The organism is Nitrosospira sp. Nl5 (assembly GCF_900102495.1).
Taxonomy (GTDB): domain Bacteria; phylum Pseudomonadota; class Gammaproteobacteria; order Burkholderiales; family Nitrosomonadaceae; genus Nitrosospira.
Genome location: NZ_FMVQ01000003.1, coordinates 173075 through 197463, shown reverse-complemented (window position 1 = coordinate 197463; position 24389 = coordinate 173075). Strand labels below are relative to the sequence as shown.

The following is a 24389-nucleotide window of genomic DNA, read 5'->3' as shown; positions in this document are numbered from 1 at the left end:
CCAGTCAAAGATACACGAGTCAGTATCAGCAAGGCTTCAAACCTTATGGCATTAATGAAATTCACGGTATTTCGGATCAGATAAATAAAAGCCCTATATGGACATAATCATTCCCGAGAGCGAGATCGAGATAAGCGCGATCCGGGCGCAGGGATCTGGCGGGCAGAATGTAAACAAGGTTTCCAGCGCGATTCATCTGCGTTTCGACATTGGCGCTTCATCCCTGCCCGATATTTACAAGGAGCGGCTGCTGAAACTGAGGGACCAGCGTATCACCAGGGAAGGCGTTGTCGTTATCAAGGCGCAGCGATACCGCAGCCAGGAGAAGAACCGTGACGAAGCACTGAGACGGTTACACGACCTTGTTGATAGCGTGACCGAGCTACCCCGGGAACGTAAGCCGACGAAACCGACGCGAAGCTCACAGAAAAAGCGGCTCGACAGTAAAATACAGCGGGGCCAGCTTAAGATTATGAGAAAAAAATTGCTGACTGAACCTGCATCATGACGGCCGATAGCCCCGGCGCCGCTCACGAACACGGGGGTGCCAGGTAACGCCCGTTGTGGCCGCCGCCATATTCGGCTCCAATGATTTAGTCTGGGAATTCCCAATATTCGCTGCCGGACTTCCCGGTTGCTGCACAACTTTTTCCGGAACAGATGAGTGTTCCACGCCATGGAAGATGACCGAAAACGTTGTTCCCATATTGTGTTCGCTGGAAACTTTGATATGTAGCTTATTGTTTTCCGCAACCGTTTTCACTATCGATAAGCCTATTCCACTCGATGTCCTGTTGTGTAAAACAGCTCTGGGCGTATAAAAATACTCGTCAAAAACGTGTGGTAAATCTTTATCCTCGATTCCAATCCCGTGATCGATCACGGTCACCACGGGGGACTGGCTTGGCTTGTCAATGGCTGATGCGATCTCCACCGAGTTCCCGTCGTACGAATAGGCGATCGCATTTGAAATAATGTTTTCGAACAGTATTTCAAACTGGCTGGGAATCCCCTGGACAACAAAAGCCTCTATGGATGCGTTGATAGTGATGCGCCGCGAATTGGCGATCGGGCTTAATTTATCAATGCATTTGCGAAGTATTGTTTCGATATTGACGTATTCCAGATTCTTGGTATCCCGAGCGGCCGCTTTCAGCCGTTCAAGCTTGAGCACATCCAGGATCAGGCCTGCCATGCCAGAAGCGCGATTGTCGACTTTTAGAAGGATGTCCTTTATTTCAGGCGAGGCCTCTCCGCAATAACCTCCCTTTATCAGATTGATTTTGCTGCGGATGGCGTCTAGTGGCGCTTTGAGCTGATGTGTCATCAGTACGGCATACCGGTCTTTCTCTACTTGCGACCGGCTGATCTGCTCATAAGCATCCACTAATTGGCGTTCGTGTGTACGTACGACAATAGCGAGCCGTGAAACCACATACCAGACCACGACAAACAGTACGTTAAGGGTAAACATCCATAAAAGGATACTGGCCTTGAGCGGGTTTACGGCGGCCGAACCGGGATCTATCGGCACGGGTTGGGAACCCAGAAAAAGAAGAGGGCTTTCAATCAGTAAAACCACGCCATACATGGCACAAACCAGAAGCGTAACAATCAGGCTCTCTACGGTCGAAAAAAAGATACAGGATAAGGCAATATGCAGCACGTAAAAAAACGGAGCGGGGGTTGCGATGCTGCCAACGTAATGTACGACAATTGACAGGCAGAGAAGATCGACAATAATCTGAGCCCAGATATTGATCGATGGGGAGTTGTACTTGGTTGCTTTACAAAAATCCAGCGCATAGATGTAAATAATATTCGCAACGCATAATACCATTGTGACGGCGAGCGGCCATCCCTGCTGATGGGTGATGCCGATTTCCGTAAGGGCATCCGAAGCAACAACCGCCACTATTTGAAAAAGAAGAAGAACGGCAATGACGATCCATCGAAAAATAATAAACCATCGGGCGTTGCCGATTAATACTTCGTCGCTGAGTATCGAACCAGTTGTCCCTTTACCGGGAAACGTGAAGCGATTTCTGGATACGTCCCACGAGAATTCGGCAACGGCCATGGTTAAGTACTCTAAGAGGAATCTGCCTTAGATTCTGAGTTATCCAGGCGACTACGAATAATGGACAAAAAACTGGCCGGATCCACCGGTTTTTCCACTATCAAAATCCATTCGTCGGACAAACCGGTAAAATAAGGCCGGATCTCTTCGCCAAGGGAGGTCATAAATATCATGTGAAGTTCCGGGAATCGTTTCCGGATTTCCACATAAGCATCCAGCCCGGCATCCATCGATTCCACCATGACATCGAGAATCGCCAGGTCGGGGTGAGCGCCGGCATCGTCAAGCGACTCCATGAAATCGCTCATCGTCTGGTAGCTATCGACTGAATAACCGTGGGCGACCAAGATGCGCTTGACGGTATCCCGGATATCCGGATCGTCATCGATATGGGCAATTCGTTGGGCCGTACCGGTTTCTTCGGCTGACTTCGAATTCGGCACTGCGCCCGGCAGCCCTCCAGTCTCGCGACCTTGGATAAATGCGTGCATTTTAATTTCCTCCAGCTTCTGTTTAAGCGGCAAAAAATACCCTGTTGACAGAAGGGTAATATAACAGACGTGAAGGAATTGTCAGACACATGTTAAAAATTCGTGAAGATTGCAGATACACTTGACGACGACAAGCCTGAGTCAGGTAAGGTGCAGGGGGATAAAGCGAAAGCGCAGGGATGTAGAGGGTGCAATAAGCGAAGCGCATTGCAGCGTATGGAATGAAGTACCACGGCCGCTCTCTTTGAGCGTCTAATGAGAATGTAACTTAGACCGCCGAGAGTGTTTACTAAGAGTGCTTATCCAGCGGATTGGGGAGCAGCGGCAATGAAGATATGCTTGAGTGTATAGACTACCGTGCAATGCGCTTCGCTTATTGCACCCTACCTTACTTTTCCCCGCTGGTTATATCAGAACTCGTTTCAGCCATTCAGCGATATCGGCTATTTCCTCTTTGCAAACGGCGTGCGCCATCGGATACTCATGCCATTCCACCATATAGCCTGCTTCGAGCAGCTGTCGCTTTGACGCCAGGGCCTGCGTCATCGGTATGACGTTATCAATACTGCCATGTGCAATGAAAATAGACGTGTTGGAATTGACTTGATGGGCTTCGGCCGCAAGTGTCTGTGATGCCGGCAGATAGCACGATAATGCCATGATGCCCGCAAGTTTTTCCGGATAGCGCAAGCCGGTTTGAAGCGCCAGGGCGCCTCCCTGTGAAAAACCCGCCAGGACGATATTCTCCGGCTCAATGCCGCGCCGTTTTTCGCGGTCGATCAGTGCGTCGATTGCCCGTTGCGATTCGCGCAAACCCGCCATATTTTCACGAAAGCTTGAAGTTGAAGTAGCCAAGTCATAGTCATGCCATGCGCGCATCACCGAGCCGCCATTAATGCTCACCGGCCGCATCGGTGCGTGTGGAAACACAAAACGAATGGGCGGGTTGAGAGGCAACGCGAGTTCATCCACGATAGGAACAAAATCGCTGCCATCCGCGCCCAGTCCATGCATCCATAGAATGGTGTGAGTAGGGGAAATTCCGGTCTCAAGCTCTATGGCGGGCAGTACGCTGTCGGGGGTATTAGTCATTGGCGGAAATGGGAGTTGAAATGCGGGTCGAAAATGAGGGTTGACTTAGCCGAAAGGTAGGATTAGATTCGCGCTTGCGATTTTCGAGATCGAATAAAATAAGCGGGAGAAAGCCATGAAACGCAGGGATTTTATCAAACTTGCCGGGGCAAGCGGAGCAAGCGTCGCATTATTTTCGATTGCGCCATCCGTATTCGGTCAACAAGCGATTCCGTCACGATCGCACAGCTATCGCCTTACTTATAAGGTCAACCTTCCGGGGGAAGGGAAAAAGGCACGTTTATGGTTACCGTTGCCCGATACCGACGATACCCCGCACCAGTTTTCTCAAGGCAGCGTGTGGAGCGGCAACGCGGACATTGCCAGGTTCGAAAACATTCCGGGAACAGCTTCCCCCATGTTTTACGCTGAATGGCAGGGTATCGGTCCCCGCAGCGTCGCGGTGAGCAGTGTAGTCAAGACTACGGATCGCTCCGTCGACTTGAGCCAATATTCGGAGTCCGGCAAGAGCGCCATTCCCGCAGATGTAAAACGTTTTCTCCGGCCGACCAAGCATATGCCGCTGGACGGTATCGTACGCAAGACCGCTTTATCGATTATCAAAGACGCTCACGCGCAATCGCCCCTTAAAAAGGCGCACGCCATTTATGACTGGGTGGTAGACAACTCCTATCGCGATCCGGCAACGCGAGGTTGCGGGCGGGGGGACATCAAGTCCATGCTGGAATCCGGTAATCTGGGAGGGAAGTGTGCCGACCTTAACGCTTTATTCGTGGGGTTGGCGCGTGCCGCCGGCGTTCCTGCAAGGGATCACTATGGAATTCGCGTAGATGACTCTGCGTCACATAAAAGCCTCGGCAAGTCGGGCGATGTCAGTGATGCGCAGCACTGCCGCGCGGAATTTTACCTCGCAGGGCTGGGCTGGGTGCCTGTGGACCCTGCTGATGTGCGTCAACTGGCACTGGATGAAGAATTGCCCGTTACCCATCCCAGAGTGGTTGCACTGCGCGAAAAACTTTTCGGGGCGTGGGAAATGAACTGGGTGGCGTTTAATCATGCCAGAGACGTTACCCTAGGGCGGGACAGCGCAATTGGCGAACTGCCGTTTTTCATGTACCCACAAGCCGAGATCGCGGGTCACCCCAGAGATAGCCTTGAACCGGCGGAGTTTGCTTATCAGATCGTCTCATTGGAATTGATCGGCACGGGCGTCAAGTTTTAATACAGCCGGCCCCAGGAATAAAGGAATGCTGGGCTTTGAACCATCGCCCGCGTTGCGTCCGTCCCCGCACCGCTTCGGGCATTATTCCGGATATATTATTGGGCAGGATGAGTGGAACGAAACGCAACCCATCATTTGATGCTCATGGGCCTCTTCATTTATCGACACTTCCGCCGGGCTCGGGACCTTCCGGAATAACGGTCTGCAATTCGTGAAATAACGCACGAAAGCTCCGGGGAGGCTTATTCGCGAGCTTTTCCTTATGCGCATTGCGCGCGAGCGTACGCAGATGCTGCAAGTCGGCGGCAGGATATTTCTGCCCAAGCTCGGCGAAAGCCTGTTCATCCGTCAGTAGACGACTGCGCCAGCGTTCCAGCAGATGCAGCCAGGCGGTATGCTGCAGGGTTGCCCCGCTCCATAAGTCGAATTTTTCTAAAATCGGAGCCGCGTCAACATCACGCATCAATTTGCCGATGAATTGCATCTGCCGGCGACGAGCTCCATGCTTAGTCATCCGCTTGGCTTCAAGTATGGCGTCTGTCAATGTTTCCGGCAAACCAAGTTCGACCAGCCGCTTGGGATCGAGCTGCACCAGTTGCTCGCCGATGTCCTGCAGCGCGTGCATTTCCCGCTTAAGGCGGGTCTTGCTGGGCTGGAGTTCCTCTTCGGAATGATTTGGCGGCTTTTTTTGCACGTTGGCTTGTTTAATACGGCAATGAGAAACTGCTATCATAGCGTCATTCTCCATGTAACTTCCATAAAGTCGCCATGAACGATATCATCAAGCCTTCTCCGCGTTTCTCCTATCCCTTTACAATGCTTCAGAAAATAGCGCGTGACGTTCTGGATTACGCCAGGAAAGGCGGCGCCACCGGTTGCGAAACCGACATATCGGACGGCTTCGGTCAAAATGTCACGGTACGGCGAGGAGAGGTGGAAACAATCGAGTACAACCGGGACAAGGGTTTATCGGTAACGGTTTACATCGGCCAGAAGCGCGGTAACGCCAGTACTTCGGATTTCTCTCCCCAAGCCGTGAGCGATACAGTGACGGCGGCGCTGTCCATCGCCGGGCATACCGCAGCGGATGATTGCGCGGGGCTGGCTGACCCCGATTTACTGGCGCGGGAGTTCCCCAATCTCGATTTATATTTTCCATGGGATTTGCCGGTGGAACAGGCGATACAACTCGCCCAGACGTGTGAGGCGGCTGCGTTTGCGGTTGACAAGCGCATCACTAATTCCGAAGGGGCCAGTGTTTCACTGAATGAATCACAGTTTGTTTATGCAAACAGCCTCGGTTTCATGGGGGGTTATCCCGGCTCTCGTCACAGTATCAGTTGTGCGGTGATCGCGAGCCAGGATGAAACCATGCAGCGCGACTATTGGTACAGTACAGTGCGCGATCCCAACGATCTGGAGCAAGCCGAAAGCGTCGGCAAAAAAGCGGGAATGCGCAGTGTCGCACGCCTAGGCGCGAGGAAAATTGCTACCTGTGAAGTGCCGGTGCTGTTCGAAGCGCCCATCGCCTCCAGTCTGATAGGACATTTTGTTAGTGCCGTGAGTGGCGGCAGCCTTTACCGGAAGTCATCTTTTCTGCTGGATAGCATTGGCAAACAGGTATTTGCCCCGGACATCCACATCAAGGAGCTGCCCCATCTGAAAAAAGGTTTGGCCAGCGGGGCGTTCGACGATGAGGGAGTCGCCACCCAAGAGCGCAAAATAATAGAGAATGGCGTCGTGCAAGGCTATTTTCTCAACAGCTATTCCGCTCGCAAACTTGGGTTGCGCACTACTGGAAACGCCGGTGGCAATCATAATCTGATCCTGGACAATGGCGCTGCCGTGGAATTCGCCGCGCTGCTCAGGAAAATGGGCAAAGGACTATTGGTGACCGAGTTGCTCGGCCATGGCGTGAATGCTGTGACTGGGGATTATTCCCGGGGAGCAGCGGGCTACTGGGTGGAAGGCGGAGAAATCCGCCATGCGGTCGAGGAAGTCACGATCGCAGGCAATCTGAAAGATATGCTGCTTGGTATTTCGGCAGTGGGAAATGATGTGGTGGTGCGCGGTTCGAAACAATGTGGATCTCTCCTGATAGACCGCATGACGGTCGCTGGGGGCTAAGAGGATCGCGTCCTTACCCGCCGGATTCAGAAAATGAATCTACATTTGCTTGTTCCCGCCCTCTTCTGGCCAGAAGCTTCGCTCCCCGAAATTTACCGCGATTTACCGCTCCCCGCACTGGAAAATCTGCTGGCAAGGAGTTTATGCAAAGATGATGAATCCCAGGAAACCGAGCCGTGGCTTTGCCGCGCCTTCGGTGTGCCAAAGCAACAGGATTGGCCGGTGGCGCCTATTACCCTGCAAGCCGATGGTGCGGGAAAGATAGAAGCCGGAGACGATTACTGGCTTCGAGCCGATCCCGTGCACCTGCGCATTGAACGCGATCAAATTGTGCTGGCCGACAGCCGTGTTTTTCGAATTTCGCCAGAAGAAGCAGATCAATTTACAGGTCTGCTTAACCGGCATTTTGCGGAAAATAATCAGGAAATAACATTCCTGCCCCTACAACCCGACCGCTGGTATTTGCGGATAATGAAAACGCCTCCGGCAGAAACCTGTTTACTCAGCGAGGTTGCCAATCAAGGCATCAATGAGCGGCTAGCGTTCGGTCCGAACAGTATGATCTGGCGTGGACTCTTCAATGAAATCCAGATGCTGCTGCACGAGCACCCGCTCAATCAGTCGCGGGAAGCGCGAGGCGAGCTTGCCGTTAATAGCACCTGGTTCTGGGGCGGTGGAATTCGGCCAAAATCCCTGGTCTGTCCCTATACCCATGTTGTGAGCAATGATATCCTTGCTGAATCGCTGGCACTGATGTGCGGTAGCGGTCATGCACTACTGCCCGCGGATGCGGCAACCTGGCATCCACCCGTTACCTCCGGCGAACATCTTGTCGTGCTTGATGCCCTGCTTGGGAAAGCCCAATATGGAGATGCGTATGGATGGCGTGAGAGTCTGAAGGAACTGGAGCGGAACTGGTTTGCGCCTTTGTGGGCGCTGGCGAAGCAAGGCATGTTTGATCAACTGACCCTTACAGCCGTTCACGGAAGTCGCACCAGAAATTTCGTCATGAAACGGGGAGACCTGAGGAAATTCTGGCGCCGGGCCAAACCGCTTTCCGTTTATGCCGGTTGATTGAATTACCCGGATGATCTGAAACTTACTTTGTAATACTTTGTGAATATAGGAAGTGATAGAATGCCTCGGTAGTCAAGTAGTTGTAAATAGTACTTACGGGAGAAGCAAAGAGAATTAATCATGAAAGGGGAGATCATGAATGATTTAGACCTGTTCGAATCGTTACTGAACTGCGATACGGTGGAAGAGCTGCATACCGCCACAACGTCTATCATCGGCCACATGGGGTTTGAGCATTTTCTTTATGGGGTGCAGGTCAACACATCGCTTACCCGCCCCTATCGATTCATCCTCAGTTGTTATCCGGAGGCATGGCGTAAACGTTATGATGAGGAGAACTACGCCAGTATTGATCCGACAGTTTCTCACTGCGCCAGGACAGCAATTCCCATTATCTGGAAGAACGAAGTCTTCAAGGGACGCAAGGAGGCCCGGGTACGAAGCGAAGCTAAGGATTGCGGTCTGGTAGGCGGAGCCAGTTTCTCGGTTCACGGCGGACGCGGCGAAGCTGCAATGCTGAGCCTTGCCACCTCCCGCGAATCTCGCGAGGCACAGGATGACATCGTTGCAATGATGGGCAAAGCCCAGCTATTAACCTGTTATCTGCATGAGGCGGTTCAGCGTATTGTGCTTAGCCAAGGCCCCCTTCCCCTGAAAAAAATCAGCCTGACGGAACGGGAAAGAGAATGCTTGCTGTGGGCGGCGGAGGGCAAAACAGGTTGGGAAATAGCCAACATCGTCAGCATTTCGGAACGCACGGTAACATTCCACCTGCAGAACGCGGCACAGAAAATGGGCGTGGTAAACCGGCAGCAGGCAATCTCCCGCGCCCTCTCAATGGGATTGATCGCGGCTTGCACCGTTTCTTGACGTAGCAGTAATTCCAGAGCGCAACAGCGCTCACGCCTCTGTTCTCAGCTCCATTATCACCGGAGCATGATCAGAAGGCCGCTCAAGCTTGCGTGTCGATTTATCTATGGCACATGCAGTGCATATTTTCGCAAGCTCGTTACTTAACAGAATGTGGTCTATTCGCAAACCCATGTTACGGCGAAAAGCCATCATGCGATAGTCCCACCAGGTGTAGGATTTTTCCGGCTGCTCAAACAGGCGAAAGCTGTCCAGAAAACCCAGCTTGAGTACTTCGCGGAATGCTTCCCGCTCCGGCAGGCTGAACAGAACCTGCCCTTCCCATAGTGCCGGATCATGCACATCACACTCTTCGGGTGCGATGTTGAAATCACCCAGCACCACCAATTTCTGATGTTGACTTAACATGTCCCGCAACCAGCTATTGAGCGCGGCAAGCCATTTTAGCTTGTATTGATACTTTTCCGACTCGATGCTTCCGCCATTGGGAACATAGATGCAAATTACCCGAACATCATCGTAGATCGCGGAAAGCACGCGCTTCTGCGGATCGTCAAGGCCGGGTATGGCAGTAACGACATCATATCCCGCCTGTTTGCTGAGCAAAGCGACGCCGTTATAAGTTCTCTGCCCGGTATAAATTGTCTGATATCCCGCAGCTGCAATCTCGGCCATTGGGAAATTCTCATCCTGCATCTTGGTTTCCTGCAGGCACAACACGTCGGGTTGATTTACCGTCAGCCAGTCAAGGACGTGCGGAAGACGGACTCTCAGGGAATTGACGTTCCAGGTAGCAATTTTCATGCGCATTCGACAAATTAACTTCAGGCTGAAAGATTCCCATGGCCGTCGCCAGGGCAAATACTGAATGGCTCTCCGTTTATGTTGTGCTATTATAAATAATAATGCACGCTATAGTGAAAACCTGCGCCCGTCATTGAGACCCGGAGGATGGTCGATGTCTCACCCGCCACTCTCGATCAAAACGTTATTTTCATTGCTCTCCTCCTGCCGATACTCGAACGCGTCGCTTTAACTGTAGCGGATGCCAACGTGTATCAAGGCGGTGTAATGTTGGGGTCAATTATCCAGCATTTATCCTTAGTCCCGCCCTGTGACGAACCGGATTTAGATATTAGCAATTACTTCCCCTTCAACCAAAGGCATAGTAACCATGGATACTTCAAATAACTCGCAATTTGGCGTTGCCGATTGGCAGCGCCTGCTGCGTTCGATCGGGGAAGATCCCGCCCGTCAAGGTCTGACTGAAACACCTAACCGTGTTTCGCGAGCTTGGGCCCATTGGACACGCGGTTACCAGCAGGACCCCGCTGCAATTCTCAAGACATTCGCCGATGGTGGCGAAAGCTATGATGAATTAATTGTTGTCAGGCAAATACCGGTGTACTCTCATTGCGAGCATCATCTGGCTCCCTTCTTTGGTCACGCAACGATCGGTTATCTTCCGACCGGACATATTGTCGGACTATCCAAATTGACGCGATTGGTCAACTGCTTCGCCGCACGGTTACAAGTTCAGGAGCGCCTGACCCAGCAGATTGCGCAATCCCTGCTCGAACATCTGGAACCCAAGGCTGTCGGAGTGATCATCCGCTGCCGCCATATGTGCATGGAGTCCCGGGGAATTGCGGTTGCTGGCGAAGAAACGGTTACCTCCTCGATGCTCGGCGATCTCAAAACCAACTCAGCCCAGCGTGCCGAATTCCTGGCGCTGGCCGAGTAGGTCGAGAGTACTCCGCCATCCGAACCTATCCTGCGAACCCATTATGCCCTGCTCGGGGCACACTCCATAAGAATGGGCAAAAGTCCACGATAGGTGGAATTTTTGTGCCATACTTTCCGCTAGTTATACAACCCAGGCTTGATCGCGCGCCTGTGTCTCGCCGCGCTGCAGGGCGTAGAATCCCCGATGAGATCACAAAGCCCTACGCTGCGGATTACCTATTACCAGCCCCGTTTCGCGTTCAGCCAGGCCGTAAACACAATTTAAACCATCTGGAGCCAGAGAATTATGCAATCAGCTAAATACCTTTCCATTTTTTCTCCCGCGACGAAGCAGGAGAGAAAACAAAATTTCGAAAATTACTGGATGTTTACGCAGCAACACGGCGGAGAGCTTTTTGAAGAGGATAAAGATCTCGCAAAAAAACGTGCTCGATTGCAATACTTCCGGGATAACCCCGTTACATTGCGGCAACCGCTGGCTGACCCCGAAAGTTTCTATCGGAATTATGTAAAGATGCAGGATGACCCCAAGTCGCTCGATCGAATGACACTCATGTTGACCGGCATGTATAAATTCGCCAGGCATGAGTGGGTGGGAATAAAAGGCGCATGGGATGCGGTTCCCGATATGGCGAATTCACATAGAGTAGAGGATAAAATCAGCCGCGTGCACTTAGCCGAGGAATTCTGCCACGTACGCCTGTTTAATGAAATGTTGTATACATGTGGCTTGGACAGGGTGGAATGGGTTCCTTTAGGACCGATAAAAGAAAAAATCTATGAGCAGTTTCCTAAGTTCCCGGGATTTTTAATGGACTCCCCCGCTTTTGTGACTGAACTGATGGGCGTCACTTATTATTGCCATCTGAATCGTTTGTTTGATGACGTACTAGCTGACGAGCCGGAAGTTCGTGGCCGCTTAAAAGAACTGCTGGATGAAATAACCATTGATGAAGTGGCGCATGTAGGGCAGCGGAGGAATTTCATCGGCCCGCTAGGCATGAAGATTTCAAAAGCATTGGTTAAACCTTTTTATACGTTATTTTTTAACGACATCCCTGAAATCAAGCAACTGTTCAACGTTGACCAGATGATCAAGGACGGCGTGGCCTTTGACTTTAATAAGTTGCCCGGCTATATGATAGAGCGCACCTGGATTCCGTCATATTGCAAAAAGCTGAAAAGCATCCACAGCGGACAGGAATCCCCATCCCTCCAGGACGCTCCAAGGTATGCTGCATCTCTGGAGCTGGATAAACAGGTCCCTGGCAATCTGCCTGCCTTGAAGAGTCGAAGCAAAAAAATGATCGGTTAAGGACAGGTTTTGAAGGGCCAATAGTTGCTCTATTGGCAGAAAAGTGGCGAATAGGGCTATTCACACATTTCGCAGCAACTCCCTTTAAGTCGGCAGGCTGTCAGTCTCCCGCGGCCAGCAACATTTCAGCCGCATGCTTGCGCGTGGTTTCGGTGATTTTCTTACCGCCCAGCATGCGGGCGATTTCTTCGACTCGCTCCTGCTTTTCAAGTACGGTGATTCGACTCGATACTTTTCCTTCATGCACCGGGTCAACCGATTTAGTGACTTGCCATTGATGGTCCCCGGCCGCTGCAACTTGTGCCAGGTGGGTGATACACATTACCTGGCGTTCCGTCCCAAGTCTTTTTAGGAGCGCACCTACAATTTCCGCTACACGTCCGCCGATGCCTGCGTCCACTTCGTCGAATATGAGCGTGGGCGTGCCACCGAGCTTGCTGGCGATAACTTGTATCGCCAGGCTGATACGCGACAACTCTCCACCGGAGGCGACTTTTGCCAGCGGTCGCAGCGGCAGCCCCTGATGCGCGGAAACCTGAAGTTCGATCTGTTCCATGCCGTATGCATTGCCGGGTTCGATTGGCGTTAGCCCCACGGAGAACTTCCCGCCCGCCATCGCCAGCGTTTGCATCGCCGCGGTAACTTGCCGGGCGAGCGTTACCGCTGTCTCTGCTCTCTTTTTACTCAATTTCTTTGCGAGCTTGAGATACTCGTCTCCGGCTGCCGCCTCTTCCCTGGCTAGCATCTCGCCATCATCCTTTTGGCCGAACTTCTCCAGTTGCTCGGTAGCTATTCTTAAAAAATCTGGTAATTCAGCAGGGGTAACGCGATATTTTCTGGCGATAGCGTGAATTGCCGATAAGCGTTCCTCCATTTTCTGAAGACGCTGCGGGTCGAGATCGAGACGCTGCTGATAACGCCCCAGTTCGTACACCGCTTCCTGCAGCTGGATCTGTGCCGGCTCAAGCAAATCAAGCACGACTTGAAGGTCGACGTCGCAATCAAGCAAGTTATGCAGGCGCGAAATCACTGAATTGATTTGCGCGAGCGCGGCCAGTTCGCCTTCTGATAGAGCTTCCAGCCCCATCTGCGTCACCTCAAGCAAGCTTGCGGCGTGGGCCAGACGGCTATGGTCGGCTTGCAGCGCTTGCCATTCCTCCAGTGAAAAATTCAATGTCGAGAGCTCACGCACTTGCCACTCCAACTGCTCCCGCTCCTGCGTGAAAGCGGCGGCGTTCTGCTCCCAGGCGAGACGCTGTTGCCGCAAAGCCTGCCAGCGACGATAAACATCTGTCACCTTCCGCGCCAATTCAAGGCTGCCTGAAAACGCATCAAGCAGATCGCGTTGTGCGTCGCTGCGCAACATCGTCTGGTGCGCATGCTGACCATGGATATCCACCAGCTTTTCTCCCGCCGCGCGTAATTGCTGCAAGGTGGCGGAGCAACCATTGATGAAGGCGCGCGAGCGCCCGGCAGTATCTATGGTTCGGCGTAGCAAGCAGACGGTTCCATCATCGCCATCACTTTCAAAGCCATTGTCGCGCAACCAGTCTGCCAGCTCCGGCAATCCGCCGATGTCAAATTCCGCGCTGATTTCAGCGCGCTCACAACCATGGCGTACCGCGCCGGCATCGCTGCGCTCCCCCAGAACCAGTGAAAGCGCATCGATCAGAACAGATTTTCCCGCGCCGGTTTCGCCTGTGAGAACAGTAAACCCGGGAGAGAATTCCAGTTCCATACGGTCAACAATAACAAAGTCGCGGATGCCCAAAAACTTTAACATGATAGAGGGCTCATGCCTGGTTTCTGGGTAAGCCGCTCCAGCCGAGCTTCTCGCGCAGCATGCGGTAATAGCTATGGTCAGACGAATGCAGCAACGTTGCCTCGTGGGGGGAACGCCGCACGAGAACTTTGTCATGCTCCTGCAAGTCGAAATGAGAATGACTGTCGGAGTGAACGCGCGCGACTGCGGTGCGGTGCATCAGGATTTCGACTATGGCGTCTGGTCCGACTACGATGGGACGATTGCTCAGCGTATGAGGGCTTACGGGCACCAGCGCGATCAAATCAAGGCTGGGATGCAGGATCGGGCCTCCCGCCGACAATGCGTAGGCGGTGGAACCAGTAGGAGTCGCCACAATCAGGCCATCGGACCGCAGTGAGTAAACGTATTCATTATTGATCCTCACCTCGAATTCGATCATGTTGCCGCCCACTCCCCGGTTCACCGCCACGTCGTTTAATGCCAAGGCGCTGAATGTGTCGCTCTCGTTACGCACGACTTCAACGTACAGCAGCATGCGCCGCTCGGCGACATAATGGCCGTCGAGCATGGAGCCGAGCGTTTGCAGCATGGTATCGATGGAAAGATCCGTAAGAAATCCGAGCCGTCCCTGGTTGATGCCGACCAGCGGCACATCGAAAGGCGCAAGCTTCCGCGCGATATTGAGCATGGTCCCATCACCGCCAAGCACGATGGCCAGATCAGCATTTACGCCGACCTCCTCCATCGTCATGATGGGATACTCTTTCTCTTCCACGTGAGAAGCGGTCAGATGGTCCAGAACCACCTTGAGATTGCGGCTTTTCAGGTACCGTCCCAGACGCAATAATGGCGTCACGATTTCGGGATTTTTGTGCTTGCCGATCAGTGCTATTGTTTTGAACGGGGAACGCATTGCTGGATTTAACCTGGGAAAACTGTTGAGCTGCCGGCGAGACCGGTCCTTGTTGTGGAAATACTGTTTGCAAGATTAAACCATATCGGGCTGCGGGTGACAAAAGGATTCGAACCTGGGTTATGTCACTTTGCGCCATCATTGCGCTACTTTTGATTTAAAGGCAGCGTTTTACGAAGGGGCTCAGTCTGCCGCAGGCCTGCAGAATCTCAAGCTGCTTCGCTTCGGCGCACCCATTTTACTTCTCGCCCAAGCCGGAGAATTGAATCCTGGTGTAGAATAACCGAATGCTTAATCAACGCGCCAAAATTCTGCTCAAGACCCTGGTCGAACGGTACATCAGCGAAGGTCAGCCGGTGGGTTCCCGCTCGCTCTCCAAATTCTCTGGCCTGGATCTGAGCCCTGCCACCATTCGAAACGTGATGGCTGATCTTGAGGAAATGGGTTTTGTCACCAGTCCTCATACTTCCGCTGGGCGCGTGCCAACGCACCGGGGCTACCGTTTTTTCGTGGATACGCTACTGGTGGTCAAGCCGTTGGATCTCATTGAAATCCATCAACTCGAAGACCAGCTTCATCCGGATAATCCTTCACGATTGATCAATTCCGCTTCGCTGTTGTTGTCGGAACTAACACGCTTCGCCGGCATGGTGGTGACTCCCAAGCGTAGCAGCGGCATATTCCGCTACATAGAATTCATGACTTTGTCGGAAAAGCGCATTCTGCTCATCATCGTTACCCCTGAGGGAGATGTTCAGAACCGCGTGCTTTTCACCGACAGAACCTACAGCCAGACGGAGTTGATAGAGGCGGGGAATTTCATCAATCAGAATTATGCCGGTTGCGCCTTCGATGAAATTCGCCGCCGCCTGCAGAACGAATTGAAAAAATTGCGTCACGACATGACTAACCTGATGACTGCCGCTATCGAAGCGGGCGGCGAGGCGATGCGGGAAAACAGCGAAGCAGTGGTAGTGGCAGGCGAGCGCAAGTTGCTCGATGTCCATGATTTAGCCAGCAACATGACCAGCCTGAAGAAACTGTTTGATCTGTTCGAGCGCAAAACGGTGTTGCTGCAGTTGCTGGAATTTAGCCGCAAGGCGGAAGGTGTACAAATCTTTATCGGAGGCGAATCGGGCGTGGTGACGCTGGATGAATTCAGCGTGGTCACGGCACCCTACGAGGTTGACGGAAAAGTGGTGGGGACCGTGGGCGTGGTTGGCCCAACGCGCATGGCTTACGAACGCGTTATTCCGATTGTGGATGCCACGGCCAGGCTGCTCTCCAGTGCAATGTCGCAGCATTAACCACCCTTATTCCCTCTGCAATCAAGGCTGATCAACTCTTTATCTTGCGCACCACGGATAATGGCTTTCGCCGGTATGCCATTTGTACCGTTTGCACGCCGGACAAAATAATGTGATTTCCCCCGAGCCCGCTTACCAGCACGGCACCCCCAGCCAGACAGGCATTTTGCTGATCAATCTCGGCACGCCCGATGCGCCCACCGCGCAGGCACTACGGCCTTATCTCAAGCAATTTCTGAGCAACCCGCGGGTAGTGGAAATTTCGAAGTGGGCATGGTGGCCGATTTTGAACGGGATCATACTCAATACCCGGCCAAAGAAGTCGGCGGAAAAGTATGCACAAATATGGATGCCGGAAGGCTCGCCGTTAAAAGTCCATACCGCTCGCCAGACCCAGCTGTTGCGGGATGTTCTGGCGCAGCGCGTTCAATCCCCGCCGATGGTTGAATATGCTATGAGCATCGGCAACCCTGCCATTGCCGAGGTACTGGAGCGGATGAAGCAACATGGCTGTGAACGCATCCTGGTGCTGCCGCTCTACCCCCAGTATGCCGCCAGCAGTACCGCCTCTGCGTTTGATGAAGTATTCGCGCAATTAAAAGAAATGCGTAATACGCCTGCCATACGCACTGTGAAGCATTATCACGATCATCCGGGTTACATTGCCGCACTTGCCCAAAATGTGCGCGACTATTGGACAAAAACCGGCAAGCCGGACAAGCTGGTAATCAGCTTCCACGGCGTGCCGCGCTTCACCCTGGACAAAGGCGATCCCTATCACTGTGAATGCCAGAAAACCGGGCGGCTGCTGGCAGAGACGCTGGAGCTGGATGCAGGCAAATACCAGATTTGTTTCCAGTCACGATTCGGCAAGGCGGAATGGTTAAGCCCATACACCGCGGTTACCCTTGAACAACTCGGCAAGAAAAATACGCGGCGCGTGGATGTCGTCTGTCCCGGTTTTGTTTCCGATTGCCTCGAAACGCTGGAAGAAATTGCCATGGAAGGTAAAGCGATTTTCATCCAGGCGGGCGGGCATGAATTTCATTACATCCCCTGCCTCAACGAACGTGACGACTGGATACAAGCCTTGGCGGACATCGCTCTCGCCAATTTGCAGGGATGGCTGGGTGTCGAACCCTCAGAAAAACAAACGAATCAATCACGACAGCGTGCATTGGAGATGGGAGCAGCAAAGTAGAAGGCGCTAGACTTTCTGACCGCGATTATCCAGCCGGCTGCGTATAAACTGGATGATGCCGGGGAGAATGGAAATAATGAGAATGCCGAGAATAAAAAGAGTCAGATTGTTTTTAACTACCGGCACGTTACCGAAATAGAAACCGCCGAACACAAAAAAACTGATCCAGAAAACGCTGCCGAATGCGCTGAACGCCACGAAGTGCGGATAGATCATACGTCCAACGCCGGCAACGAAAGGCGCAAAGGTACGTACGATGGGCAGAAAACGCGCAAAAATAATGGTCTTGCCGCCGTGCTTTTCATAGAATCTGTGGGTTTTTTCCAGGTGAGCACGGTTTAATAAACGCGAATCCGCGCGGCTGAATATTCGGGGGCCAAAGTAGCGCCCGATCCAATAATTGGTATTATCGCCGCAAAATGCGGCTAGCATGAGCAGCGCCGCCAACAATTGAACGTCCATGGCACCGCTGGCGGCAATCGCGCCAGCCACGAATAGCAGGGAGTCTCCAGGCAGGAACGGCGTTATCACTAACCCGGTCTCGCAGAAAATAATCAGGAACAGAATGAGATAAATCCAGTTGCCGTAATTCTGAACCAGCCAGATGAGATGCTGATCCAGATGCAGGATGATATCGATAAAGGTGGTGAGAAGTTCCAAGACAAGCCTTAAACGACGAAACCGGGACAGCGATTGAAACCAAACTGAGAAGAGTCTGGAAAGATCAAAGCTACATTAAGGCAATGCTTCCACCTCATCCTTCTTTTTTTCAGGTTTGACAATATCTTCGCGTGAAACGCCCAGCAGCATGAGGAGAGGGCTTGCCACCAATACCGAAGAATAAATGCCGAACAGGATGCCAATGGTCAGCGCCAGGGCAAAGTAATGCAGCGCCTCTCCACCGAAAAACAGCATGGAGACAACGACCATCTGGGTACTGCCGTGGGTGATGATAGTACGCGACATGGTGCGAGTGATCGCATTGTCGATAACTTGCGTCACCGGAGCCTTGCGCAACTTGCGAAAATTTTCTCGTATCCGGTCGAATATCACCACTGATTCGTTCACCGAATAGCCAAGAATCGCCAATATTGCGGCTAACACGGTGAGCGAGAATTCCCACTGGAAGAACGCGAAGAAACCAAGAATGATCACGACATCATGCAAGTTGGCAATGATTCCGGCAACGCCGAATTTCCACTCGAAGCGCACCGCGAGATAAGCAACAATACCGAGCGAAACCATCAGCAACGCCAGCGCGCCATTTTCCACCAGCTCTTTGCCCACTTGCGGCCCGACAAATTCCACCCGGCGTATCTCTGCTGTTTTGTCATCCTGGCGTAGTGCCGCTATCACCGTTTCGGACAGCCTGGCGCTTGAGATATCCGGCTTGGCTGGAAGGCGTATCATGACATCCCGGGATGTTCCAAAATTCTGCACGCTTGCGTCCGACATGCCGAGCTTGATGAGTATATTCCGTACCTTTCCGATGTCCGCCGACTGAGTGTAGCCGACCTCCATTACCGTGCCGCCGGTAAAATCCACGCCCAGATTCAACCCCTTTGTGAAGAGAAAGAACACTGATACGACAAAAGTCAGCAACGAAATGGTGGTGGTATATTTCCCCCAGCTCATGAAGGGAATATCGCGCTTGATTCTGAAAAATTCCATACCGGCCCTTATTCCCTGCTTATTTCCTGCTTATTTATTGGGGACAGCCCCGTCCTATTCATCGTTGACATCAGCGCCTGTCACTCGCCGGCTTCCAGACCTGGCCGATGGAGACCCGTTCCAGCTTGCGGCGATTGCCATATACCAGGTTAACCATGCCGCGCGAAACCATTACCGCGCTGAACATTGAGGTTAATATGCCTAAGCACAGCACCACGGCAAATCCCTTCACAGGGCCGGAACCAAACGCAAATAACGCGATACCGGCGATCAATGTCGTAATGTTGGAATCAAGTATGGTGCCAAACGCCCGCTCATACCCCGAAGTTATTGCCGCTTGCGGCGATACGCCGTTGCGCAACTCTTCGCGGATACGTTCATTGATCAGCACATTCGCATCGATTGCCATTCCCAGGGTGAGCGCAATCGCCGCCATGCCCGGAAGCGTCAGCGTGGCTTGTAAAATTGAGAGGAGACCTACCAGCAACAGCAGGTTTACGCCCAACGCTATGACCGAAATGAAACCAAACATCAAATAATAAGCAGACATAAAAACAGCGATCGCGGCGAAACCAAATAGCGTTGAATCAAACCCGCGTGAAATATTGTCGGCGCCGAGACTCGGGCCCACCGTGCGCTCCTCGATGATATCCATCGGCGCGGCCAATGCGCCGGCACGCAATAGCAGCGCCACATCCCTGGCTTCCTCGGTGGTCATGCGCCCACTGATCTGCACCCTTCCACCACCGATTTCTTCACGAATCACAGGCGCTGTAACAACTTCCGCCTGGTTCTTTTCGATCAATAAAATTGCCATGCGCTTGCCGACATTTTCCTGTGTCAACTGCCTGAAAATTCGTGCGCCATTGTTGTCGAGGTTAAGGTGCACCGCTGGCTGGTTGTTATTATCGAAACCAGCCTGAGCGTCATTGATACGGTCGCCCGTCAACACCACTTGTTTTTTCACCAGCAACGGGCCGCCGCCGCGCTCATAGTAAAGCTCGGTTCCAAATGGAACCTGCCCGCGCAATGCAGCCGCCAGGTCACGCTCGTCGTCCACCATCCGCACTTCCAACGTAGCCGTGCGTCCCAGAATATCCTTGGCCTTGGCGGTATCTTGTACGCCGGGCAATTGCACCACTACGCGGTCAGCGCCGGCCTGTTGAATAATTGGCTCCGCTACACCCAGTTCGTTGACGCGGTTGCGCAGCGTGGTAATGTTCTGCTGCACGGCGGAATCCTGCATGAGTTTCTGTGCTTCCGGCTTGAGAGTGGCGGCGAGATGAAACTCATCCCCCACATTCTGCTCTCGCAGGCTTAAATCGGCGTAGGTCTTTTTGATTTCGGCTTCGGCCTTGGCACGCGATTCTGGATCGCGGAATTTGACAATGACCCTGGTACTATCCTTATCCAGCCCGATATACGGAATCTTCTGCTCGCGCAAACTGCTGCGGATATCGGCACTGTAGCGGTCAAGCGCTTTGGAGAGCGCACCGTGCATGTCTACCTGCAACATGAAATGTACGCCGCCACGCAGATCGAGCCCCAGATACATCGGCAACGCGCCCAGACTGGTCAACCACTGTGGCGAATTAGGGAGAAGATTCAGCGCTACCATGTAGCCGTTACCCAGCACCGACTGAAGCGTATCCCTGGCCTTGATCTGCGCGTCCGTATCGGAAAAACGTACTTTGACGCCACCTTCTTCGAGAAACATTCCACTTGGGACAAGATTAGCTTTCTTTAACGCCTCTTCAACCCGTTGCAGCAGGGCCGTATCCGCCTTGGCGGCGGTACGTAACGGCGAAACCTGTACTGCCGGCGATTCACCATAAAAATTTGGCAAGGTATAGAACAGTCCGAGCAGTATCGAAATCGCGATAATCAGGTATTTCCAGAGGGGGTAGCGATTCATCCTAAAGCCGGCGGTTGGAGTGGGTGGAGTTTCGGTTTTTGCGGTTCATGGGGCTTAACTAAAAAAAGAGCAGTCAACTGCCGGATTCAGGATCATGTTCGGGAGGGATGCGAAGGACGAGAAGGGTGGAAGGACTGCGTTGCACCCTCGCCTACCTTTACCGATCTTATTCCTTCTCGATACTGTTCAGGGTTCCCTTGGGCAACAGGGTCTGAACAGACGTTTTTTGTATGATGACCTGCACGTTCTCGGCAATTTGCAGTATGACGTAATTGCCGCTAACCTTGACCACGCGCCCCAGCTCGCCGCCTGTCGTCGCCACCTCGTCGCCTTTTTGCAGCGCCTCTATCATCAATTTCTGCTCCTTGGCGCGCTTCGACTGGGGACGAATCAGCAGGAGATAAAATACGGCGAATATGCCGATCAGCGGCAGCAAACTCAAAAAGTCCGCGCCTTGCGGGGCAGGAGCGGCGGCCTGAGCAAAAGCTTCACTAATCAACATGGCATTTCTCCGAAGACAGTTTCAAAAAGGGATGCATTTTAGCATGATGCGGCGCGGGCTTGAAATTCTTGCGCATATTCCCCGAACTTGCCGGCCTCTACAGCGGCACGGATTTCGCCCATCAATTGCTGGTAATAATACAGGTTGTGCAGCGTGTTGAGACGTGCGCCGAGAATTTCATTGATTCGCTGCAAATGGTATAGATAAGCGCGGGTGAAATGACGGCAGGTATAACAGCCGCACTGCTCATCCGGCGGCGCGGTATCCAGGCGATATTGACTGTTGCGCAGCTTGATGACTCCGTTGCGCGTGAACAGCCACCCGTTGCGCGCATTGCGTGTTGGAAGCACGCAGTCAAACATGTCCACGCCGTGCGCCACGGCATTGACTATATCCGCCGGCGTTCCAACCCCCATGAGGTAGCGCGGCTTGTCGGCAGGTAATTGTGGCGCAACATGCTTGAGAATGCGCTGCATGTCGTCCTTGGGTTCTCCCACCGACAATCCACCGATGGCGTAACCGTCGAAACCGATATCCCGCAGCCCTGAGAGCGATTGATCGCGAAGATTTTCGTACATTCCGCCCTGGACAATACCAAACAATGCATTGGGGTTGCAGCCATCATCATGCGCGCGTTTTGACCGTTCCGCCCAGCGCATGCTCAATTCCATGGATTGAGCGGTTGCCCGCTCGTCAGCCGGGTAAGGCGTGCACTCATCGAATATCATCGCGATATCCGAATTCAGTATGCGCTGAATGCGCATCGATTCCTCCGGCGTAAGAAAACACGCATCGCCATTCACCGGCGAGCGAAACTTGACTCCCTCCTCGGCAATCTTGCCTAAAGCTCCCAGGCTGAATACCTGGAAACCCCCGGAATCGGTCAGTATAGGGCCGTCCCAGCGCATGAAGCCATGGAGGCCGCGATGCGCCTCGATCACCTCAAGGCCGGGTCGCAGCCATAAGTGGAAGGTGTTGCCAAGAACGATATGCGCGTTAACTTCCCGTAACTCTGCAGGTGAAACCGTTTTTACCGCGCCATAAGTTCCGACAGGCATGAACGCGGGCGTTTCCACCGTGCCATGCGCGAGCGTCAAGGTGGCGCGACGGGCAAGGCCGTCACTGCAATGCAGTTGAAATTTCATGTCAAGTCACGCAAATGAATTAATCCTATAGAGCGACATTGATAAGCACATCGCGGCAAATTATCTTACCCGGCAAAAACCAATCTTTCGTCATTCCGGGCTTGACCCGGAATCCAGCCCCACAACGTACGGATGCTTTGCAACGCCACTGGAGGTTTCCTGCGACATATCGTTCGCTCGTCGGATCAATATAGGATTCGAGTTTATGACTGTCTTTCGATCAGCATCGCGTCGCCGTAGCTGAAAAAGCGATAGTGCTCATTGATTGCGTGTTGATATGCATGACGGATATTTTCCACGCCCCCAAAAGCGGACACCAGCATCAGCAGCGTCGAGCGGGGTAAATGGAAGTTAGTCAGCAAGCGCTCTACCACGCGCAAGCGATAGCCCGGGGTGATAAAAATATCCGTATCGCCATGGCCCGGTTTCAGTTCGCCGCCGCCGGCCGCTGCCGCCGCTTCCAGCGCCCTCAACGATGTTGTCCCCACCGCCAGCACTCGTCCGCCACCGGCTTTCGCCCGCCGGATGGATTCCACCGTTTCCGGCGGCACATGAAAAATTTCCTTATGCATCTTGTGATCGGCAATGTTTTCCACACGAACCGGCTGGAAGGTACCCATACCGACATGCAACGTCACATGTGCAATCACCACACCCATTTCAGCCAATGTTGCCAGCATATTCTTATCAAAATGCAGCCCTGCGGTAGGTGCTGCCACAGCACCCGCCTGTCTTGCATAGACTGTCTGGTAGCGTGCTTCGTCTGTTTTTGTCGCCGGTCGCGAGATGTAAGGTGGCAGCGGCAGACTGCCGTAGCGTTCCAGTAACTCCATAGCCGTACTTTCGTGATCGAAACGCAGGGTATAGACATCATGCTCGCGCATCAATACCGTTACCCGGATTGCATTAGCGAGAAAAAGTACCGAGCCCGGTTTCGGCGGGTGACTGGCACGCACAACCGCCAGCACGCAATGCGCATCCAGCACTCGCTCCACCATTACCTCCACCTTGCCCCCACTGCGCTTCACGCCAAATAAGCGCGCATTAATGACACGGGTGTCATTGAATACCACCACGTCGCCAGCGCTCAGATATTTAGGCAGGTCGGCAAACATCCTGTCCTGCAGCATGCCGCTCGAACCTTCCAGATGCAGCATGCGGCTGCTGGCACGATGCTCGACTGGAGATTGCGCGATGAGATCTGCGGGAAGACCAAAATCGAAATCCTGAGTTTTCATCGCGCACATTATACCGGTACCCCCTGACTTCGCTCACGCAGGTTGCCGCGACCTATATTTTCAGTGATAATCCCTTTTCAAACGAACGGGCCACAGCCTTGCCGGGATGGCGGAATTGGTAGACGCACGGGACTCAAAATCCCGCGACCGCGAGGTCATGGGGGTTCGATTCCCCCTCCCGGCACCATCGGATAATCCAAAGAAGTCCAGAAATATATAGATCTTCACAATGGCCTTTTGCCGGTAAAACGACAATGCCCATTTATCGGTTCTTTTGGTTCATTTTGTTTTGACCGTCTCGATTCAATTCAAACCATGAAGGAGATCAATCATGAACGACATGAACTATGTCGATGGATTCGTTGCCGCCGTGCCTACAGCCAATCGGGAAATCTACCGGCAGCATGCTGCAGAAGCTGCCGCGGTATTCAAGGAGTACGGAGCGCTGAACGTCGTCGAGTGCTGGGGCGATGACGTGCCCGAGGGCAAGCTGACGTCCTTTCCTATGGCGGTCAAGTGCCAGGCGGACGAGACGGTGGTGTTCTCGTGGGTAACGTGGCCTTCGCGCCAGGTGCGTGACGACGCCTGGAAGAAGATGATGGGCGATCCCCGAATGCAGCCCGACGCGAACCCAATGCCATTCGATGGAAAGCGCCTGATCTATGGCGGATTTGAGGTGATCGTAGAGGCATGACATAGCCCGGCGAAGCGG

The 24389-nt window shown here is 53.0% G+C and carries 23 protein-coding genes and 1 tRNA gene; 11 read left to right on the top strand and 13 right to left on the bottom strand.

Going from position 1 to position 24389, the window contains the following annotated elements:
* Positions 1-97 precede the first annotated feature (97 nt).
* On the top strand, positions 98-508 hold the full coding sequence (arfB, locus tag BLP45_RS04935) for an alternative ribosome rescue aminoacyl-tRNA hydrolase ArfB (protein WP_090370373.1): 411 nt from the start codon (positions 98-100) through the stop codon (positions 506-508).
* Here arfB and BLP45_RS04930 read toward each other — a convergent pair.
* The 3 genes from BLP45_RS04930 to BLP45_RS04920 form a co-directional block, all read right to left on the bottom strand.
* Entirely contained in the window at positions 503-2080 is a 1578-nt protein-coding gene (locus BLP45_RS04930; RefSeq protein ID WP_090370371.1) for a sensor histidine kinase, read from the bottom strand. The genes arfB and BLP45_RS04930 overlap by 6 nt on opposite strands.
* Positions 2081-2091: 11 nt before the next feature.
* Complete coding sequence (locus BLP45_RS04925; protein ID WP_090370369.1) at positions 2092-2571, bottom strand: response regulator transcription factor; 480 nt, start codon at positions 2569-2571, stop codon at positions 2092-2094.
* A gap of 405 nt (positions 2572-2976) precedes the next feature.
* Complete coding sequence (locus BLP45_RS04920) at positions 2977-3663, bottom strand: alpha/beta hydrolase (protein WP_090370367.1); 687 nt, start codon at positions 3661-3663, stop codon at positions 2977-2979.
* 115 nt (positions 3664-3778) lie between these two features.
* Between BLP45_RS04920 and BLP45_RS04915 the strand changes: the two genes are divergently transcribed.
* Positions 3779-4885, top strand: coding sequence for a transglutaminase-like domain-containing protein (locus BLP45_RS04915; RefSeq protein ID WP_090370364.1), 1107 nt, complete (start codon positions 3779-3781; stop codon positions 4883-4885).
* A 154-nt stretch (positions 4886-5039) separates the two neighbouring features.
* Here the strand turns inward: BLP45_RS04915 and yjgA are convergent, their stop codons facing one another.
* Positions 5040-5618 (bottom strand): ribosome biogenesis factor YjgA, encoded by a 579-nt coding sequence (gene yjgA, locus BLP45_RS04910; RefSeq protein WP_090370492.1) that lies wholly within the window; start codon positions 5616-5618, stop codon positions 5040-5042.
* A 35-nt stretch (positions 5619-5653) separates the two neighbouring features.
* Here yjgA and pmbA point away from each other — a divergent pair, with 35 nt between their 5' ends.
* The 3 genes from pmbA (at position 5654) to BLP45_RS04895 (ending at position 8959) form a co-directional block, all read left to right on the top strand.
* On the top strand, positions 5654-7012 hold the full coding sequence (pmbA, locus tag BLP45_RS04905) for a metalloprotease PmbA (RefSeq protein WP_090370363.1): 1359 nt from the start codon (positions 5654-5656) through the stop codon (positions 7010-7012).
* A 33-nt stretch (positions 7013-7045) separates the two neighbouring features.
* On the top strand, positions 7046-8086 hold the full coding sequence (locus tag BLP45_RS04900) for a phosphoglycerate mutase (RefSeq protein WP_090370361.1): 1041 nt from the start codon (positions 7046-7048) through the stop codon (positions 8084-8086).
* A 138-nt stretch (positions 8087-8224) separates the two neighbouring features.
* Entirely contained in the window at positions 8225-8959 is a 735-nt protein-coding gene (locus tag BLP45_RS04895; RefSeq protein ID WP_090370490.1) for a LuxR family transcriptional regulator, read from the top strand.
* A 30-nt stretch (positions 8960-8989) separates the two neighbouring features.
* Here BLP45_RS04895 and xth read toward each other — a convergent pair whose 3' ends face one another.
* The gene (gene xth / locus BLP45_RS04890) at positions 8990-9763 is read right to left on the bottom strand and encodes an exodeoxyribonuclease III (protein WP_090370488.1); all 774 of its coding nucleotides are present in this window, start codon (positions 9761-9763) and stop codon (positions 8990-8992) included.
* 370 nt (positions 9764-10133) lie between these two features.
* On the opposite strand from xth, the gene folE reads away from it, so the two are divergent.
* Positions 10134-10703 (top strand): GTP cyclohydrolase I FolE, encoded by a 570-nt coding sequence (gene folE / locus BLP45_RS04880; protein WP_090370358.1) that lies wholly within the window; start codon positions 10134-10136, stop codon positions 10701-10703.
* A gap of 288 nt (positions 10704-10991) precedes the next feature.
* The gene (locus BLP45_RS04875) at positions 10992-12020 is read left to right on the top strand and encodes a hypothetical protein (RefSeq protein WP_256327685.1); all 1029 of its coding nucleotides are present in this window, start codon (positions 10992-10994) and stop codon (positions 12018-12020) included.
* A 100-nt stretch (positions 12021-12120) separates the two neighbouring features.
* Here BLP45_RS04875 and recN read toward each other — a convergent pair whose 3' ends face one another.
* Both recN and BLP45_RS04865 read right to left on the bottom strand, forming a co-directional pair.
* Entirely contained in the window at positions 12121-13803 is a 1683-nt protein-coding gene (recN, locus tag BLP45_RS04870; RefSeq protein WP_090370356.1) for a DNA repair protein RecN, read from the bottom strand.
* A gap of 10 nt (positions 13804-13813) precedes the next feature.
* Positions 13814-14698 (bottom strand): NAD kinase, encoded by an 885-nt coding sequence (locus BLP45_RS04865; RefSeq protein WP_090370354.1) that lies wholly within the window; start codon positions 14696-14698, stop codon positions 13814-13816.
* A 287-nt stretch (positions 14699-14985) separates the two neighbouring features.
* On the opposite strand from BLP45_RS04865, the gene hrcA reads away from it, so the two are divergent.
* Positions 14986-16005, top strand: coding sequence for a heat-inducible transcriptional repressor HrcA (gene hrcA / locus BLP45_RS04860; RefSeq protein WP_090370352.1), 1020 nt, complete (start codon positions 14986-14988; stop codon positions 16003-16005).
* 112 nt (positions 16006-16117) lie between these two features.
* A complete protein-coding gene (gene hemH, locus BLP45_RS04855; RefSeq protein WP_371128730.1) occupies positions 16118-17206 on the top strand; it encodes a ferrochelatase in 1089 nt (362 codons plus the stop codon).
* Between the two features lie 6 nt (positions 17207-17212).
* Here hemH and BLP45_RS04850 read toward each other — a convergent pair whose 3' ends face one another.
* The 6 genes from BLP45_RS04850 to queA form a co-directional block, all read right to left on the bottom strand.
* On the bottom strand, positions 17213-17866 hold the full coding sequence (locus tag BLP45_RS04850) for a DedA family protein (protein WP_090370350.1): 654 nt from the start codon (positions 17864-17866) through the stop codon (positions 17213-17215).
* A 75-nt stretch (positions 17867-17941) separates the two neighbouring features.
* Entirely contained in the window at positions 17942-18877 is a 936-nt protein-coding gene (gene secF / locus BLP45_RS04845; protein WP_090370348.1) for a protein translocase subunit SecF, read from the bottom strand.
* Positions 18878-18947: 70 nt separating this feature from the next.
* Positions 18948-20792 (bottom strand): protein translocase subunit SecD, encoded by a 1845-nt coding sequence (gene secD, locus BLP45_RS04840; protein WP_090370347.1) that lies wholly within the window; start codon positions 20790-20792, stop codon positions 18948-18950.
* 166 nt (positions 20793-20958) lie between these two features.
* Entirely contained in the window at positions 20959-21294 is a 336-nt protein-coding gene (gene yajC / locus BLP45_RS04835) for a preprotein translocase subunit YajC (RefSeq protein ID WP_090370345.1), read from the bottom strand.
* Positions 21295-21332: 38 nt separating this feature from the next.
* A complete protein-coding gene (gene tgt / locus BLP45_RS04830; RefSeq protein ID WP_090370343.1) occupies positions 21333-22439 on the bottom strand; it encodes a tRNA guanosine(34) transglycosylase Tgt in 1107 nt (368 codons plus the stop codon).
* A gap of 203 nt (positions 22440-22642) precedes the next feature.
* Complete coding sequence (queA, locus tag BLP45_RS04825) at positions 22643-23677, bottom strand: tRNA preQ1(34) S-adenosylmethionine ribosyltransferase-isomerase QueA (protein WP_090370340.1); 1035 nt, start codon at positions 23675-23677, stop codon at positions 22643-22645.
* Positions 23678-23777: 100 nt separating this feature from the next.
* Here queA and BLP45_RS04820 point away from each other — a divergent pair.
* Both BLP45_RS04820 and BLP45_RS04815 read left to right on the top strand, forming a co-directional pair.
* Positions 23778-23864 (top strand) — tRNA-Leu (locus BLP45_RS04820).
* Positions 23865-24008: 144 nt separating this feature from the next.
* Complete coding sequence (locus BLP45_RS04815) at positions 24009-24371, top strand: DUF1428 domain-containing protein (RefSeq protein ID WP_218117946.1); 363 nt, start codon at positions 24009-24011, stop codon at positions 24369-24371.
* Positions 24372-24389 lie beyond the last annotated feature (18 nt).